This window comes from Moorena producens 3L (assembly GCF_000211815.1).
GTDB classification, from domain to species: domain Bacteria; phylum Cyanobacteriota; class Cyanobacteriia; order Cyanobacteriales; family Coleofasciculaceae; genus Moorena; species Moorena producens.
Genome location: NZ_GL890833.1, coordinates 37484 through 54324 on the forward strand (window position 1 = coordinate 37484; position 16841 = coordinate 54324).

Genomic DNA, 16841 nt, shown 5'->3' on the forward strand with positions numbered 1-16841 from the left:
GTGAGCCCAGAAACTATTGTTAACAATCCCACCCGACCGGCAGAGTCAGCTCCGGCTGGGGGTGCACCTTATGACCTAACTGAATTTGATGCTAGGGTCATGAAAACCTATGGACGCTTTCCTATTGCCTTAGAGCGGGGTGCCGGTTGCCATGTCTGGGATACTTCCGGGCGAGACTATCTTGACTTTGTGGCAGGGATTGCTACCTGTACCTTAGGTCATGCTCACCCAATTGTGGTAGAAACGGTAACTCAGCAAATCCAAAAGCTAAACCATGTTTCCAATCTCTACTACATTCCAGAGCAAGGGGCATTAGCGAAGTGGCTCATTGACCATTCTTGTGCAGAACGAGTATTTTTCTGTAACTCGGGAGCGGAGGCTAATGAAGCTGCTATCAAACTGGCACGGAAATATGGCCACACTGTGCTCGATATTGAACAGCCAGTGATTTTGACCGCTCAGGCCAGTTTCCATGGGCGAACCTTGGCAACAATCACAGCTACTGGCCAGCCTAAGTACCAGAAAAACTTTGACCCCTTGGTACCTGGGTTCGAGTACGTACCCTACAACGATATTCAGGCATTGGAAAATGCGATCGCAGATATTGATGAGGGAAATCGCCGGGTAGCAGCAGTGATGCTGGAACCATTACAGGGAGAAGGAGGTGTTCGGCCAGGAGACCTAGACTACTTCCAGCAAGTTAGAGAGATCTGTGATGAAACTGGCATCCTGCTGATTCTGGATGAAGTCCAGGTGGGTATGGGTCGCACTGGTAAATACTGGGGCTATCAGAATCTGGGAATAGAGCCAGATATCTTCACCAGTGCCAAGGGATTGGCTGGTGGCATTCCCATTGGAGCAATGATGTCTAAGAAATTCTGTGATATCTTCCAACCCGGAGAGCACGCTAGCACCTTTGGTGGTAATCCATTTGTCTGTGCAGTCGCCCTATCTGTAGGAAAAACCTTGGAACAGGAGAATATTTTGCAAAATGTTCAGGTGCGGGGTGAGCAGCTGCGCACCAGACTAACAGCGATCGCTCAGAAATATCCCGAAGTTATTGACGAAGTGCGAGGCTGGGGTCTAATTAATGGGCTTGTACTAAAATCAGATATCGATCTGACTTCCGTGGATGTAGTTAAAGCCGTTATGGAACGAAGTTTGTTGTTGGTACCAGCAGGACCAAAGGTAGTTCGCTTTGTTCCACCCCTAATTGTGTCAGCTCAGGAAGTTGACCAAGCGGCTCTTATTGTAGAGCAAGCCTTACAAGCTTTAGCTTAACCGTCAACGGTCAACCGTCAACTATCAACAATCTCGATAATCTTGACTTTAACTTGACCCTCACCTAACTGAATTTGTAGTTCTTCTCCAGGAGCCAAATGCCCTGTAGACGAAGCAATGGTTCCATCTGAGGTGCGCACTAGTGCATAGCCTCGTTGTAGGACTTTTTGAGGGTCAAGGGTATTGAGTTTTTCCTTGAGAAGTTGACAGTGCTGGATCCCTTGGCTCAGACGCTTTGATGTCACTTGCAACAATCGCTGATGCTGAAATGCCATCGCATTTTGTTCCTGGTGTAGTTGTTGGTCTAGAGCTAGGTGTCGCAATCGTGTTCGTAGATGGTGCAGTTGATGGCGAGATGCCTGTGTGATTTGAGTCACCGCTTGATAAAGGCTAGTCTGCCGCTGTTGATGTTCAGCATAAAGGGTGATCAGTTCTGGTACAGCTTGTTCCGCTGCTGCTGTCGGGGTGTGAGCACTGTAGTCAGCTACTAAGTCAGCTAAGGATTCATCCCGTTGATGACCAATACCGGTGATCACCGGTATTGAGCATTGAGCAATTGCTCGCACCACCCGTTCATCATTGAAACAAGCTAAATCCTCTGATGCTCCACCCCCCCGAGCTAATATCAGTAGTTTGGCTCTGCCATCCCGCTCGACTCGATCAATAGCGTTAACTATTGATGCGATCGCAAGTTCCCCTTGAACCTGAGCCGGTGAAAACAAGACTCGTAAACCAGGATACCGTTGCTGTAGTGTACGTTTAATATCTCCCCAAGCAGCCGCTTGGGGAGAGGTAACCACAGCAATAGTTTCAGGATGAATCGGCAGGGGGCGCTTTCGTTGTGGGTCAAATAATCCTTCGGCTTCAAATCGTTGGCGTAATTGGCGTGAGCGCAAGGCTTGCAACCCCTCACCCGCCGGTAAGGCTTGCCAGACATTCAGCTGATACTGTCCCCGCTGAGGATAAACTCGGAGGCTGCCCAAAATAATCAACTGTTCTCCTATTACTGGTAGTTGCACCAGCTTGCTTAACTGGCTCCTCCAGGCTACACACCGTATCGTAGCCTTGGCATCTCCGTCTTGGAGGGTAAAAAACATCCCTTTTGGATGGTGGTTACTACTAGAGACTTCTCCAATCACCCAAACTCTATGGAGTTGGTCATCTTCCTCTAACAACTCTTGGATATAGTCGGTTAACCCAGCAACCGACACAATTGCTTCTGAGAATAGGGAATTGATTGTAGATGAGGCCATTGTATCGGTAATCGTTAATAAATTAATAATTTTTCACATCATGCTCTTGAATGTTTCCTAGTGACTGATCGCGTAGCGTGGCCAAAGGCCTTTCAAGGCTTTTGCTGATTATATATAATCAATTTTAGTTAAATCCTGAACAAAAGTATTTCCTAGTGGGTAGCCCATGCCAAGATTGATACCCATAGCAACAGGTGCGCGCCCGTTCGCGCCCCGCGTATCCTAAGGAAAAGGTAAAGCGGACCTATGAGAAAATCCCACTAGTTCCTTTAAGATCATTTCTTTACAAGCAAGTACTTTTGTACTATACTTTACTCAAGTAACTGATCCTCCTCAGCATTCCTACCCAGCTTAACCAAGCAGTGTTGCAGAGAGCTCAAGGAGCTTAAACAGTTAAAATGGATCAGTAACTATAGTCTGGCCTGATCCTTGCATTTAAGAGCCAGAAGGATTGAACAACACCAATCTTAACAAGGGATGGGATTTACCAAACCGTTGGCCTAATATAGAGTATCAGTCAGATCGGTGAAAACCCCTAATTTCAATAAAATTAAAATTTACAGCACAGCTGTTGTTGAGGTATTTTCCCTCCTCCTGTGGCAATAACTACCACAAAGCGTGTTAGTCCAATCCTACTTTTAAGGTTGCGTGTAGGCGGTCTTTAACTCCTTGAGCAACATCCCCTCTCAATTCCCCATGTTTCTTTAGGGGGAGAATTCAAACTACCTAATTAGTCCCGATACAGTAAACTTTTTGAGGCATCCATGGCTACCCCAATCACAAACAGTCCCGAAAAAGAAAAAGCTCTGAACCTGGTACTAAAACAAATTGAGCGTAATTTTGGTAAAGGTGCCATCATGCGCTTGGGTGATGCCACCCGCATGAAAGTGGAAACCATTCGGAGTGGGGCAATTACCCTAGATTTAGCCTTGGGGGGTGGTCTGCCAAAAGGTCGCATTATTGAAATTTATGGCCCAGAAAGCTCTGGTAAGACAACCCTAGCCTTGCATGCCGTTTCAGAAGTGCAAAAATCTGGGGGAGTTGCAGCGTTTGTTGATGCAGAACATGCTCTTGATCCCACCTACTCGGCAGCTTTGGGGGTTGATATCGCCAACCTTTTAGTATCTCAACCTGACACAGGGGAATCAGCCCTAGAAATTGTGGATCAACTGGTTCGTTCTGCCGCAGTGGATATTGTTGTTATTGACTCTGTAGCTGCTTTGGTACCCCGTGCAGAAATTGAGGGGGAAATGGGTGATAACCAAGTGGGTTTACAGGCGCGGTTGATGAGTAAAGCGCTCCGCAAGATTGCTGGTAACATTGGTAAGTCTGGGTGTACTGTTATTTTCCTCAATCAGCTACGACAAAAAATCGGCATCACCTATGGTAGCCCAGAGGTGACTACGGGTGGTAATGCACTTAAGTTCTATGCTTCAGTTCGCCTGGATATTCGTCGAATTCAAACCCTGAAAAAATCTAACGAGGGGGAATATGGGATTCGTGCCAAAGTCAAAGTTGCCAAAAATAAAGTTGCCCCTCCTTTCCGCATTGCAGAGTTTGACATTATTTTTGGCCAAGGGATTTCCCGCTTAGGGTGTCTGGTGGATTTAGCAGAACAAACCAAAGTCATTCTGCGCAAGGGAGCCTGGTATAGCCACAATGGGGACAATATTGCTCAAGGTCGGGATAATACAGTTAAGTATTTGGTTGAACATCCCGAGTTTGCTGAGAATATTGAGCAGCAAGTACGTCAACAACTGGACATGGGAGCAGTAGTTTCAGCTAACTCAGTGGCTCCTGTGGATAGCAAGGAAGCAGATAGCATTGAAGCAGGAGAAGAAGAGGCTTAATCTATCAGCATTCAGCTATCAGCATTCAGCTATCAGCATTCAGCTAATGCCCTACGCGCACGCTACGGGAACAGCTTTTGAATCAAACAGGTAAGGATTGGTTTAATCTGAGTGAAGTCACAGGCTGGAAGCCTGTGCCACAAAGCTGAGTGCTGACCCCTGACCCCTGACCCCTGACCCCTGACCCCTGACCCCTGACCCCTGATAGCTGAATGCTTACAATTTACTTTTCTTGAGTGTACTTTCTAATCAAAAAGCGGTCTGTTTCTGGTGGCTCTACAGACGAGTATCATGGTTTTCCTGCTATAACTTGCGTTCTGCCTTATTTTCCAAGCGAAATAGCCAAACCATCAACATAACTACACCAATTTGCAGAGCCAAGTTAGGCATGGCAGTAGCTACAGCTTTACCAGCAGCTAACTGGGCTAGAAAAACCATTGCACCGATAAAACCAGAGGCACCGAAGGCAATATAGATAAACTTTCTTAAGCCTCGGTAGGGATGTTGGGCTTCTGCTTTTAGCCTGGCATACTTCTCGGGATTGATTTTTTGCCCAGAGACTTTGGGATTGGGGTAAGGTTTTTTTGAGTTCGAGTTGGTCATGAATGTTTTACCCTAACTTACCTGACTGATTTGCTGTAGTAATATTTGCTATATTAATAAACTGGTGCCGATGTAGCTCAGTGGTAGAGCATTCGATTCGTAATCGAACGGTCGGCGGTTCAAATCCGCTCATCGGCTTTGGGTAAGCAATCAGCAATCAGCAATCAGCAATCAGTTATCATTTATAAACTATCAGTTATCAGCTATTAGTTATCAGCTATTAGTTATCAGCTTATGGGTTAGGTTCGAGCGATTAAAGTCACAGGGTCGAAGCCTGTGCCACAAAGCTGACGGCTGACGGCTGACCACTGACCGCTGAATGCTTACCCAGCTTTTATGCCAGTTTTAAGGATATTAAAGGTTAAATGGGAGCCACCTTTAGGTATGATCTTAAAAAAGTATGAAGTTAGTCGTGTCGCAAAATCAGATGGTTTTTGATCTAGATTCCCAATTCTAGAAGTTTCACCATCAGACCAATGTCTCATGTACTACTTCATCTTCCGTATTTCATATCTTCTTGGGAGAACTCAACATGGCAACACTCAAAATCATTGTTTATATAGTGGTTAGCTTCTTTATTGCCTTATTTGTGTTTGGCTTCTTGTCAAACGATCCATCTCGTAACCCTAAGCGGAAAGATTTCGAGTAAATAGCGTTCGCGAAGCGGTTCCAAAGGAACATCGCATTATCATGTCAGGTCTATCAAAGACCTCAACTAGAGATAGCCACGGCTCGTGAAGACGGGATTATCTAGACAAAACCACGCTCTTAGATGAGGGTGGTTTTGTATTTATGCTTAATTAGTTGTAATATGGGCTGTCTTTGTCGATAACCGATTTGGAACTACAATCTTGGGGATTGAGTCAAGGATTGTTGGTCTGAATAGTAAAACACCAGCCAATTAGTGAAAAATGCCCCAGCCAGTTCAGCCGCCGGTCGTACCCGCAATTATTCAAACCGTTAAACCTTCCCAGACCACTAGCCACCTCGATGAATTATCTCAAAGAATAACCGTTTCGGCACCGTACCAAACACAGCAAAACCAGGTACTGCTCAAACCCTACCCAACAGGAGAGCTCAAGATTGAGGCTTTCCCAATATTAGCCACAGACAAAAGCGCTGCTAGCTTAGGTCTACCAATTTCCCGAGCAGTTGGCCAGACCTTGCCAAGCATAACAAACAGCCAAGACAATTGGCAACTAGGGCAAGGAAAACAGTGGCAACAAACTTTTCTAAAACCAGGAATCAAGCAACCACTCCATCCTGATTTAACCTCCTTACTCAATAGTCCAACTCCAGAAGCACCATCAACTCTGGAACCGGAATTTTCGACTAGGGTTTCTCCTAGGTTTTCCTCGTCGGTTACTTCTGAGACAGGGGTTGCTGATTCTGGGTATAATGCGGCCCCCCTAGCCCCCCAAGTTTGGGGGGAACAAAACCTTCAAAGTACTCCAAAATTAGGCGTTGCTGATTCTGGGTATGATGCGGCCCCCCTAGCCCCCCAAGTTTGGGGGGAACAAAACCTTCAAAGTACTCCAAAATTAGGCGTTGCTGATTCTGGGTATGATGCGGCCCCCCTAGCCCCCCAAGTTTGGGGGGAACAAAACCTTCAAAGTACTCCAAAATTAGGCGTTGCTGATTCTGGGTATGATGCGGCCCCCCTAGCCCCCCAAGTTTGGGGGGAACAAAATCTTCAAAGTACTCCAAAATTAGGCGTTGCTGATTCTGGGTATGATGCGGCCCCCCTAGCCCCCCAAGTTTGGGGGGAACAAAATCTTCAAAGTCCCCCAAACTTGGGGGATTTAGGGGGCTTTCCCAAAACCAGACGATCCCACATTAATACTTCAATTCACCAAAGCCAACCTAATAGCCAACCTGAAATTAAACCTGAAATTAAACCTGAGCTAAGACCTGAGCCTGGGAATCAAGAAAGATTCTTCGCTGTTAACTCTTACCCCAAACGATGTTCTACTCTCGAAACCTTACCCAGGCCAGATGACCCCTTGAGCATCAATCCAAATTGCCCTTTGCCAATTCCTAGGAGCAAGCGTATTATAGCTCAAGAGCGGGGGGGAGAGACTAGAGAATTTGAGTTAATCATCCCTGAGCAATCTAACCCACCTTCCCTAGAAGAGACTGCACCACAATCAGACCAAGACTTGTCTCAACGCCAATCTGGTTCCGAGTTAGATTCGGAGGTTACTGCTCCCACAAGTACCTTCGATACTAATGAGCCAGACATACTTGAATTGACTTCAGACCGTCAGGAGTATGACGATACTAGACAAGTGATTACAGCAGTGGGTAATGTTACCTTGCGGTTTCAAGATGCCTTACTAGAAGCTGACCGTTTGCAAGTAAACTTGCCTAATAAGATTGTGGTCGCGGATGGGAGTGTGGCTCTCACCCGTGGTAACCAGGTGCTAGAGGGAGAGCGCTTTGAGTATTATTTTGTTCAAGATACTGGAGTGGTGTTGAAGGCTAGGGGAGAATTTGTCAGAGCAAGTTCAGATTCTGGGCAAACCACCCCAACTCAACCGGTCAGCCGCAGAATTATTAATAGCCAGCCCTTAGCTGGAATTAGTAATCCCGGAGCCTTTGCCATTGAGTTTGGTGCTCGGGTTATTCCCAATACTGAAACTGGGGCAACCACAACCGCTATCGAATCTCCCGACATCGAAGGGACTATCAATCGATTCCGCTATGAAGCAGACCGGGTGGAGTTTGATGGGTTAGAAGGAGTTGCTACTAATGTCAGAATTACCAACGACCCCTTTTCCCCACCAGAATTGGAGTGGCGCACCAGAAATGCTCGATTTCGGCGGATTTCCCCAGAAGTAGATGAAGTAATTGCCAAGAATCCTCGACTGGTGTTTGATCAAGGGTTTTCCTTGCCTACATTTCGTGAACGGTTTGTGATTGACCGCCGTGAGCGGCAACCGAGTTTATTGGATTTTGGGTATGATGATGACGACCGGGGTGGTGTGTTTATTCAGCGTGGCTTCAAGGTAGTTGAAACACCCTCGGTCAGGTTTAGTCTAACACCACAGTTCTTTCTTCAAAAAGCCATTCTTGGAGATAATGATGAAGATGAGAACAATGATCCAGAAGGTGGTGGCGTAATCGATCCGGCTAACTTTGGTTTGCTTGCTGACCTGGATGCTTCCTTAGGGCCACGCACGACACTAGTAGGTTCCGCAGAACTCACTAGTCTGGATCCTGATGATCTAGAAAACGAATCTCGGGGAAGTTTGCGGCTCCGACAAACTATTGGTAACACATATCCTCATCGCCTGACCTTGGAATCCAGCTATCGCGATCGCCTTTTCAATGGGTCTTTGGGTTTCCAAACCGTTCAGAGTAGTATTGGGGGTATATTTGAATCACCAACAATTCCCATCGGGCAAACTGGTTTGACCATTCGATATCAAGCTGGTGTTCAGCATATCAATGCTAAGACCGATCGAGCAGATTTGCTACCTCTGCCACCTCGGGATAACAATCGGATTAGTTTGACCCGTTATCAAGGGAGTGCAACTTTAAACTGGACACAACCCCTTTGGCAAGGTAAAACATTGCCAGCAACTGCGGAAGAAGGTATGCGCTATACACCAGCACCAATCTTACCCAATGTTCAACTAAATTCATCCATTACCGGTGTGGCTAGTGCCTATAGTAACGGTGATTCTCAAGAATTTCTCCGTGGGAGCATTGGCTTAACTGGGCAATTCGGTCATTTTTCTAAACCGTTTCTTGACTATACCGGTTTTAATATTGGCTATAGTCAAGTCGCCTTAGGAAATACATCACCATTTTTATTTGACCGAGTTGCAGATACTCGAGTCCTTAATGCTGGTATTACCCAACAACTCTATGGTCCATTTCGAGTGGGTTTCCAGACTTACCTAAATTTAGATACAAATGAGGAAATTAGTACTGATTTCTTTTTAGAGTATTCTCGTCGAAGTTACAATGTTTTATTGCGCTATAATCCAGTACAACAACGGGGTTTAGTTGGTTTACGAATTAATGATTTTAACTGGACAGGTGCCACAGAACCCTTTGATACGTTTAGTAACAGCTGGGAGGATGATTAGGGAGGTCAGCCGTCAGCCATCAGCGGTCAGCCGTCAGCCGTCAGCTAAAAGCTCACGCTACTTGAGGTGCTTTTTAGCACAGGCTTTGGCCTTTGGCCACGCTGTGCGAACGACGCTGTGACTTTCGTGACTATTAAACCAATCCTTACCTGTTTTATTAAAAAGTTCCGTAGCGTGCGCGTAGCCCATAAGCTGATAACTGAAAGCTGATAGCTGTTCGGTGTAGCGTGCGCGTAGCGCTTAAGCTGACATAGGGAGTAGGAGTATGAAGTAGGGTGAAGCAAATCGAATGGCTCTGATAATTATCAGAAACGTTAGAATTATTTGTGTGGAAAAAGAAACCGTAAACATTCAGGTAAGCTATCAGCTAATGCCCATAAGCTGATAGCTGATAGCTGACGGCTGAATGCTTACGATAAACCCTACCCAAATTAAGCTCCTGGATAGGTTGGGCATCTCAGATGAAGACTAATAAGCATCGGTCAGTCTGTGGGAAATTCAAGCAGCGGTTAAATAATGCGATTAAACGCTGGTTTAATTCCCCTAAAAATCGTCATAGCAGCACCACACAACCGATACCTCTTTCTGTGGGAGAGCCTTATTCTCCCTACAAACCTCCCTTAACTACTCAGGGACCTAACCACAGCTACGGCGTAACTAATCATACCTGGCCCCCTGGTTATCGGCTCCAAAAGGGTAAGTACACCATCGAAACAAAACTAGGAGAAGGTGGACTGGGTATTACCTATTTAGCCCGAACTAAAAAAGGCGATCGCATTGTTATCAAAACTATCGTTAATCATGTACTCCGCCAAGATAATTTATTAGAGTATTGGAAAATTTTCGCCAATGAAGCGGTAAAATTAGCCCAATGTAGCCGTGGGAATCCTCATCTAGTCCGTTTATCTGAAGAAATCATCCGAGAAGGTGAACTGCCCTGCCTAATTATGGAATACATCGAGGGGGAAACCTTGTCGGATATAGTTAACCGGCAGGGTGTGCTCTCAGAAGAGAAAGCCTTGCTTTATATCCAGCAAATTGGTAGCGCCCTCTGGGACATTCATCAGCAAGGGTTGCTCCATCGGGATGTTAAACCCAATAACATCATGGTGGGTCACGATGGTTCTGGTGCGGTGTTGATTGATTTGGGTATTGCTACTAGGTTTGTCCCTGGGGTTACCCAAAGTCATCTTTGTGCTGTGACTCCAGGTTATTCTCCTCTGGAACAATATCAGTTCCGAGGGCAACAAGGTCCCTACACCGATGTTTATGCTTTGGCCGCTACCTTGTATGTTCTCTTAACTGGAAATGAACCAGTACCAGCTGACGAGCGGGCTGAGGGAGCTGTATTACCAGCACCAAACTATTTTAATCCCCAGATTAGCGATCGCATAAATCGAGCCATTATCCATGGCATGAATTTGGTGGCAACCGATCGCCCTCAATCTATACCAGAATTTTTAACGTTACTGGGTATTGAGTTACCAACTAATAATAGTAACTATAATAGCACAAATAACAGCAATATTCAACCACAGACAACCGCTAAAGTTGAAGACTTTTATATAGAACGTCCTCAAGATGCTGAGTGTTATCAAAAGATTTTACAACCAGGAGCGCTAATTCGGATTAAAGCACCCAAGCTGATGGGGAAAACCTTACTCAGTAATCGCATTCTTACTTATGCTAAGTCTCGGGGTTATGGCACGGTTTATTTGAATCTGAATCAATTACCTTGCCATGATTTGGATGTATTTTTACAGTCGTTTTGTGTGCGAGTTGGTGACAACTTGGGATTGTCAGACCAGTTGGATAAGTATTGGAGTAAACGATTATATAGTAAAGTAAATTGTCAACGATATTTTGAGCAGTATCTGTTAGCGTCTTTATCCAGTCCTATAGTTTTGTGTTTGGATGAAGTAGACCGAGTGTTTCCTTATCCAGAAGTAGCTGGAGAATTTCTAGGTTTGTTGCGCACGTGGCATGAGGATGGGAAAAATAATCAACTTTGGAATAAATTGCGATTGATTGTAGTTTATTCTACCGAAGTTTATATTGAATTGGATATCAATCAGTCTCCTTTTAATGTGGGAGAAGCAGTAGAGTTATCGGACTTTTACTTAGATAAAGTTCAGAGTTTAGCTGGGCGTTATGGTTTAAGTTTATCCATTGAATCAGGTCAAAAGTTAATGGGTATGGTAGGCGGACATCCTTATTTATTGAACCTGGCTTTCTCTACTCTTAGCAAAAATCCCAACATGACCATAGAGCATCTTTTAGAAACTGCCCCGACAGAATCAGGGATTTATCGTCATCATTTGCGAGAACTTTTAAATAATCTGATTCTCCATCCCAATTTACTGGAAGCTTTCAAAAAATTACTGACAACTACTAAAGCTGTGCGTCTGGAACCTAAGGATACCTATCTCTTAGAAAGTCTGGGATTAGTCAAAGCAATCGGTAATGATTGTATTCCGAGATATAATTTGTATCGTCAGTATTTTAGTAACAGGATTTTATAGTTAGGGAGCAGTCAGCAGTCAGCAGTCAGCAGTCAGCAGTCAGCAATCAGCCGTTAGCAGTCAGCAGTCAGCAGTCAGCAGTCAGCAGTTAGCCATTGGTTGGAAAATGAAAAGTGAAAACTGATAGCACCTCAAGTAGCGTGCGCGTAGCACATAAGCTGATAGCTGATAGCTGATAGCTTCTTTATTCCCTACTCCCTTTCCTACCATGACCAACCAACCAACAATCTATCAAGTTGGGGGAAGTTTACCTCAAGATTCCACAACTTATGCTGTGCGCAAAGCTGATGACGAAATTTTTCAGGCTTTGATGGCTGGGGAATTTTGTTATGTGCTCAACTCGCGACAGATGGGTAAATCGAGTTTGCGGGTACAAACTATGAAGCGTCTCCAGAAAACAGGAGTAGCTTGTGGTTGTATCGATTTTACCATGATTGGGAAAGAGAATATCCCCATAGAGATGTGGTATTCAAGCTTGATAGTGATGCTGGTGGATGAGTTTAAGCTATCAGATAAATTTGATGAAGAGGCTTGGTTTAGAGAAACAGAGCACATCACTCCCTTGTTAGGGTTTGGCAAGTTTATTGAATCGGTATTGTTGGCAAATATTCCGGAAAGTATTGTTATCTTTCTAGATGAAATTGACAGTATTATTAAGGTAGCGTTTAAAGATGATTTCTTTGCTTTTATTCGCAGTTGCTATAACAAACGAGCAGAAAATACTGCCTACAATCGCCTGAGTTTTTGTTTACTGGGAGTAGCAACTCCAGCAGATTTGATTCAGGATAAACAGCGCACTCCGTTTAATATTGGTCGGGATATTGAACTGACTGGATTTACCTTTGAGGAGGCGAAAACACCACTGCTCCCTGGTTTGGTAGGGAAAGTGGATAATCCTGAACAGGTGTTAGGTGAGATATTGACCTGGACGGGGGGACAACCGTTTCTGACCCAGAAGTTGTGTAAGTTAATGGTGGAGCATGCTCTGGCTTCCCCCTTATTAAGGGGGACGGGAGGGGGATCCATCGATAGCACTTCTGGAGAGGGTACCCCCCTAACCCCCCTTAACAAGGGGGGAACTTCTGGAGGGGGATCCATCGATAGCACTTCGGGATTGGGTACCCCCCTAACCCCCCTTAACAAGGGGGGAACTTCTGGAGGGGGATCCATCGATAGCACTTCGGGATTGGGTACCCCCCTAACCCCCCTTAACAAGGGGGGGACTTCTGGAGGGGGATCCATCGATAGCACTTCGGGATTGGGTACCCCCCTAACCCCCCTTAACAAGGGGGGAACTTCTGGAGGGGGATCCATCGATAGCACTTCGGGATTGGGTACCCCCCTAACCCCCCTTAACAAGGGGGGGACTTCTGGAGGGGGATCCATCGATAGCACTTCGGGATTGGGTACCCCCCTAACCCCCCTTAACAAGGGGGGGACTTCTGGAGGGGGATCCATCGATAGCACTTCGGGATTGGGTACCCCCCTAACCCCCCTTAACAAGGGGGGAACTGGAGTTGGGGGAACTGGAGTTCACACAACTTCAGTTGAACAGGTCGCCCGTAGCCAGATTATTGACAATTGGGTATCTCAGGATAAGCCAGAGCACTTGAAGACCATACGCGATCGCATTCTCAGAAATGAGCAACGGGCGAGTAGGCTGTTGGGATTGTATCAGCAGGTATTAGATCAGGGTAGTCTTGCCGCTGATGGCAGTGAAGAACAGACGGAATTAAGGCTATCGGGGTTGGTGGTGGAGCGGGATGGGTATTTAAAGGTTAACAACCGGATTTATGGCAGTGTTTTTGATCGTGATTGGGTTAAACAAGAATTAGCCAGACTGCGTCCCTATTCTGAAGCCTTTACTGCTTGGGTTGAGTCTGGGTGTCAGGATGAAGCTCGTTTGTTGCGGGGGGTGGCTTTACAGAATGCTCAAGCTTGGGCGAAGGGTAAAAGTTTGAGCGATTTGGATTATCAGTTTTTGGCGGCTGGTCAGGAATTAGACCGCAGGGTATTGGCAGAAGAAAGTCGGATCTTAGCTAAGGCGAATGATACCTTAACTGAGGCTCAAAAGAAAGCAAAGCGAATCATCAGCATAGGTGCTATTCTCATGGGTTTGTCCTTAATTGTGGCTGTGGTAACTGGGATCAAAGCTAGAGAGAATTTTAAACAATCAAAGGAAGCTCAAACAGGTACTCAACTAGAACAACAAGCGCTTAGTATTTTACGGCGGTTACCAGGGGATAATGGTTACTATGGCAATCGAGAGCTTTTATACTCAGCTATGGAGACTGGGCAAGAACTATATAATATCGTGAAAGATGGTCGCCCTTTCGATAACTATCCTGCCATCAGTCCTCTGTATGCTTTACAGCAGAGTCTTAGTAAATTCAAAGAAAACAGACTATTTCGAGGACATCAAGGCCCGGTAGAAAGTGTAAGTTTTAGCCCCGATGGTCACATGCTGGCTACGGCATCAGACGGTAATATCAGACTTTGGGATTTACAGGGCAATCCATTAGCACTGTTTCAAGGACATCAAGACTGGGTAAGAAGTGTAAGTTTTAGCCCCGATGGTTACATGCTGGCTACGGCATCATATGACAATACTGCTAGACTCTGGGATTTACAAGGAAATCCATTAGCACTGTTTCAAGGACATCAATCCTCGGTAAATAGTGTAAGTTTTAGCCCCGACGGTAAAACCCTGGCTACGGCATCAGAGGACAAAACGGTCAAACTCTGGGATTTACAGGGCAATCCATTAGCTGTGTTTCAAGGACATCAATCCTCGGTAAATAGTGTAAGTTTTAGCCCCGACGGTAAAACCCTGGCTACGGCATCAGAGGACAAAACGGTCAAACTCTGGGATTTACAGGGCAATCCATTAGCTGTGTTTCAAGGACATCAAGACTGGGTAAGAAGTGTAAGTTTTAGCCCCGACGGTAAAACCCTGGCTACGGCATCAGAGGACAAAACGGTCAGACTCTGGGATTTACAAGGCAATCAATTAGCTCTGTTTCAAGGACATCAAAGCTTGGTAACTAGTGTAAGTTTCAGCCGAGATGGTAAAACCCTGGCTACAGCATCATGGGACACTCTCAGAGTCTGGGATTTACAGGGGAATCTATTAGCACTGTTGAAAGGACATCAAGACTGGGTATTAAGTGTAAGCTTTAGCCGAGATGGTAAAACCCTGGCTACAGCATCAGCAGACAAAACGGTCAGACTCTGGGATTTACAGAGCAATCAATTAGCTCTGTTTCAAGGACATCAAGGCTTGGTAACGAGTGTAAGGTTTAGCCGAGATGGTAAAACCCTGGCTACGGCATCATGGGACAAAACGGTCAGACTCTGGGATTTACAGGGCAATCCATTAGCTGTGTTGAGAGGACATCAATCCTCGGTAACGAGTGTAAGGTTTAGCCGAGATGGTAAAACCCTAGCTACGGCATCAGAGGACAAAACGGTCAGACTCTGGGATTTACAGGGCAATCCATTAGCTGTGTTGAGAGGACATCAATCCTCGGTAACGAGTGTAAGGTTTAGCCGAGATGGTAAAACCCTAGCTACGGCATCAGAGGACAAAACGGTCAGACTCTGGGATTTACAGGGCAATCCATTAGCTGTGTTGAGAGGACATCAATCCTCGGTAAGTAGTGTAAGTTTTAGCCGAGATGGTAAAACCCTGGCTACGGCATCATCGGACAATACTTTCAGAGTCTGGGATTTACAGGGAAAGCAATTAGCACTGTTTCAAGGACATCAAGGACATCAAGGTCCGCTAACTAATTTAGTAAGTTTTAGCCCCAATGGTAAAACCCTGGCTACAGTATCAGGAGACAACATGGTCAGAGTCTGGGATTTACAGGGAAAGCAATTAGCTCTGTTTCAAGGACATCAAGGTCCGCTAACTAATGTAGTAGTAAGTTTTAGCCCCGATGGTCAGATGCTGGCTACGGCATCATGGGACAAAACGGTCAGACTCTGGGATTTAGAAGGAAATCAATTAGCTCTGTTTCAAGGACATCAAGACCGGGTAAATAGTGTAAGTTTTAGCCCTAATGGTCAGATGCTGGCTACGGCATCAGTGGACAAAACGGTCAGACTCTGGGATTTACAGGGCAATCCATTAGCTTTGTTTAAAGGACATCAATCCTTGGTAAACAATAGTGTAAGCTTTAGCCCCGATGGTAAAACCCTGGCTACAGCATCAAAGGACAATACGGTCAGACTCTGGCCAGTGGAGGATTTAGGTCAGATGCTGGTTAGGGGCTGTAAGTTGCTTGAAGATTACTTTGTGGAGAATTTTGAAGCTTTAGAAAGCTTAACTACATGTCAAGATTCAGTGGACAAAGTAGCAGTAGCTCCCGGTCTTGTTAAGCAAGGTGAGAAGTTAGCAAAAGAAGGGGATGTCGAGGGTGCTATTGCTAAGTTTAAAGAAGCCCAAGAATGGAATTCTGACCTAGAATTCGACCCAGAGAAAAAAGCCAAACAACTAGCAGCACGCGCTAAACTTGAACAAGGTGATAAGTTAGCAGAAGAGGGGGATGTCGATGGTGCTATTGCTAAGTTTAAAAAAGCCCAAGAATGGAATTCTGACCTAGAATTCGACCCAGAGGAAAAGGCAAGAGCGATCGCTAAAGTTAAACAAGGTGAGCAGTTAGCTCGAAAGGGTCAATTAACCAAAGCCCTATCTCTCTACAAACAAGCACAAAAACTAGATCCAAACCTAGAAATTTCTGCTTATGATTGGAACTCAATCTGTTGGTTTGGTAGTCTCCATGGATATGCTGCTGAGGTGATTGATGCTTGTGAAAAAGCAGTAGCAAAAGATCCTGAAAATGGAGGTATTCTGGATAGTCGTGGTTTGGCTAGGGCCCTGACTGGAGATACCGCAGGAGCGATATCAGATTTTCAGGCATATGTAGACTGGAGCGATCATGATGAGTCGAAAGAACAACGGCAAAAATGGATAGATGAGCTTCGGGCTGGTAAGAATCCTTTTACGGAAGAGGTGTTGAAGAGTTTACGTTGGGAGTAAGGGTAGGGAAGGTAAGAGGCAATAGGCAAGAGGGAAAAAATCCTGTGTATCTTATAGTTATGAAAAACCCTGTAAGAGAAACAGGCAAGATGCCTGTTCCACAACATTTCTGACTCCCGATTCCCGATTCCCGATTCCCGATTCCCGATTCCCGATTCCCGATTCCCGACTCCCGATTCCCGACTCCCGAT

General features: G+C 45.5%; 9 protein-coding genes and 1 tRNA gene. 8 read left to right on the forward strand and 2 right to left on the reverse strand.

Annotated features, from left to right (window positions below; translation table 11 throughout):
- Positions 1–1281 carry an aspartate aminotransferase family protein gene (locus tag LYNGBM3L_RS06075; protein ID WP_008180321.1) on the forward strand — a complete coding sequence of 427 codons (1281 nt, stop codon included), beginning with the start codon at positions 1–3 and terminating at the stop codon, positions 1279–1281.
- 17 nt (positions 1282–1298) lie between these two features.
- Here LYNGBM3L_RS06075 and xseA read toward each other — a convergent pair whose 3' ends face one another.
- Positions 1299–2534: an exodeoxyribonuclease VII large subunit gene (xseA, locus tag LYNGBM3L_RS06080; RefSeq protein WP_008180322.1), complete on the reverse strand. Its 1236-nt coding sequence runs from the start codon at positions 2532–2534 to the stop codon at positions 1299–1301.
- Between the two features lie 764 nt (positions 2535–3298).
- Here xseA and recA point away from each other — a divergent pair.
- Positions 3299–4384: a recombinase RecA gene (recA, locus tag LYNGBM3L_RS06085; protein ID WP_008180323.1), complete on the forward strand. Its 1086-nt coding sequence runs from the start codon at positions 3299–3301 to the stop codon at positions 4382–4384.
- A gap of 303 nt (positions 4385–4687) precedes the next feature.
- Here the strand turns inward: recA and LYNGBM3L_RS06090 are convergent, their stop codons facing one another.
- A complete protein-coding gene (locus LYNGBM3L_RS06090) occupies positions 4688–4987 on the reverse strand; it encodes a DUF3493 domain-containing protein (protein ID WP_008180324.1) in 300 nt (99 codons plus the stop codon).
- 66 nt (positions 4988–5053) lie between these two features.
- Here LYNGBM3L_RS06090 and LYNGBM3L_RS06095 point away from each other — a divergent pair.
- The 6 genes from LYNGBM3L_RS06095 to LYNGBM3L_RS34680 all read left to right on the forward strand — a co-directional run bounded on the left by LYNGBM3L_RS06095 (position 5054) and on the right by LYNGBM3L_RS34680 (position 16650).
- Positions 5054–5125, forward strand: a tRNA-Thr gene (locus LYNGBM3L_RS06095).
- Positions 5126–5519: 394 nt separating this feature from the next.
- Positions 5520–5636 carry a photosystem II reaction center protein I gene (locus LYNGBM3L_RS35965; RefSeq protein WP_071986807.1) on the forward strand — a complete coding sequence of 39 codons (117 nt, stop codon included), beginning with the start codon at positions 5520–5522 and terminating at the stop codon, positions 5634–5636.
- A 262-nt stretch (positions 5637–5898) separates the two neighbouring features.
- Positions 5899–9084 (forward strand): DUF3769 domain-containing protein, encoded by a 3186-nt coding sequence (locus LYNGBM3L_RS34670; RefSeq protein ID WP_008180328.1) that lies wholly within the window; start codon positions 5899–5901, stop codon positions 9082–9084.
- Positions 9077–9205: a hypothetical protein gene (locus LYNGBM3L_RS48415; protein ID WP_267871992.1), complete on the forward strand. Its 129-nt coding sequence runs from the start codon at positions 9077–9079 to the stop codon at positions 9203–9205. The genes LYNGBM3L_RS34670 and LYNGBM3L_RS48415 overlap by 8 nt, the downstream gene beginning before the upstream one ends.
- Positions 9206–9545: 340 nt before the next feature.
- The gene (locus LYNGBM3L_RS34675; RefSeq protein ID WP_008180333.1) at positions 9546–11606 is read left to right on the forward strand and encodes an AAA-like domain-containing protein; all 2061 of its coding nucleotides are present in this window, start codon (positions 9546–9548) and stop codon (positions 11604–11606) included.
- 208 nt (positions 11607–11814) lie between these two features.
- A complete protein-coding gene (locus LYNGBM3L_RS34680) occupies positions 11815–16650 on the forward strand; it encodes an eIF2A-related protein (protein WP_008180335.1) in 4836 nt (1611 codons plus the stop codon).
- Positions 16651–16841 lie beyond the last annotated feature (191 nt).

Coding starts and splice junctions, on each gene's coding strand:
- LYNGBM3L_RS34680 (WP_008180335.1), top strand. CDS start 11,815: ATGACCAACCAACCAACAATCTATCAAGTTGGGGGAAGTTTACCTCAA.
- LYNGBM3L_RS34675 (WP_008180333.1), top strand. CDS start 9,546: ATGAAGACTAATAAGCATCGGTCAGTCTGTGGGAAATTCAAGCAGCGG.
- recA (WP_008180323.1), top strand. CDS start 3,299: ATGGCTACCCCAATCACAAACAGTCCCGAAAAAGAAAAAGCTCTGAAC.
- LYNGBM3L_RS06090 (WP_008180324.1), bottom strand. CDS start 4,987: ATGACCAACTCGAACTCAAAAAAACCTTACCCCAATCCCAAAGTCTCT.
- LYNGBM3L_RS48415 (WP_267871992.1), top strand. CDS start 9,077: ATGATTAGGGAGGTCAGCCGTCAGCCATCAGCGGTCAGCCGTCAGCCG.
- LYNGBM3L_RS34670 (WP_008180328.1), top strand. CDS start 5,899: ATGCCCCAGCCAGTTCAGCCGCCGGTCGTACCCGCAATTATTCAAACC.
- xseA (WP_008180322.1), bottom strand. CDS start 2,534: ATGGCCTCATCTACAATCAATTCCCTATTCTCAGAAGCAATTGTGTCG.
- LYNGBM3L_RS35965 (WP_071986807.1), top strand. CDS start 5,520: ATGGCAACACTCAAAATCATTGTTTATATAGTGGTTAGCTTCTTTATT.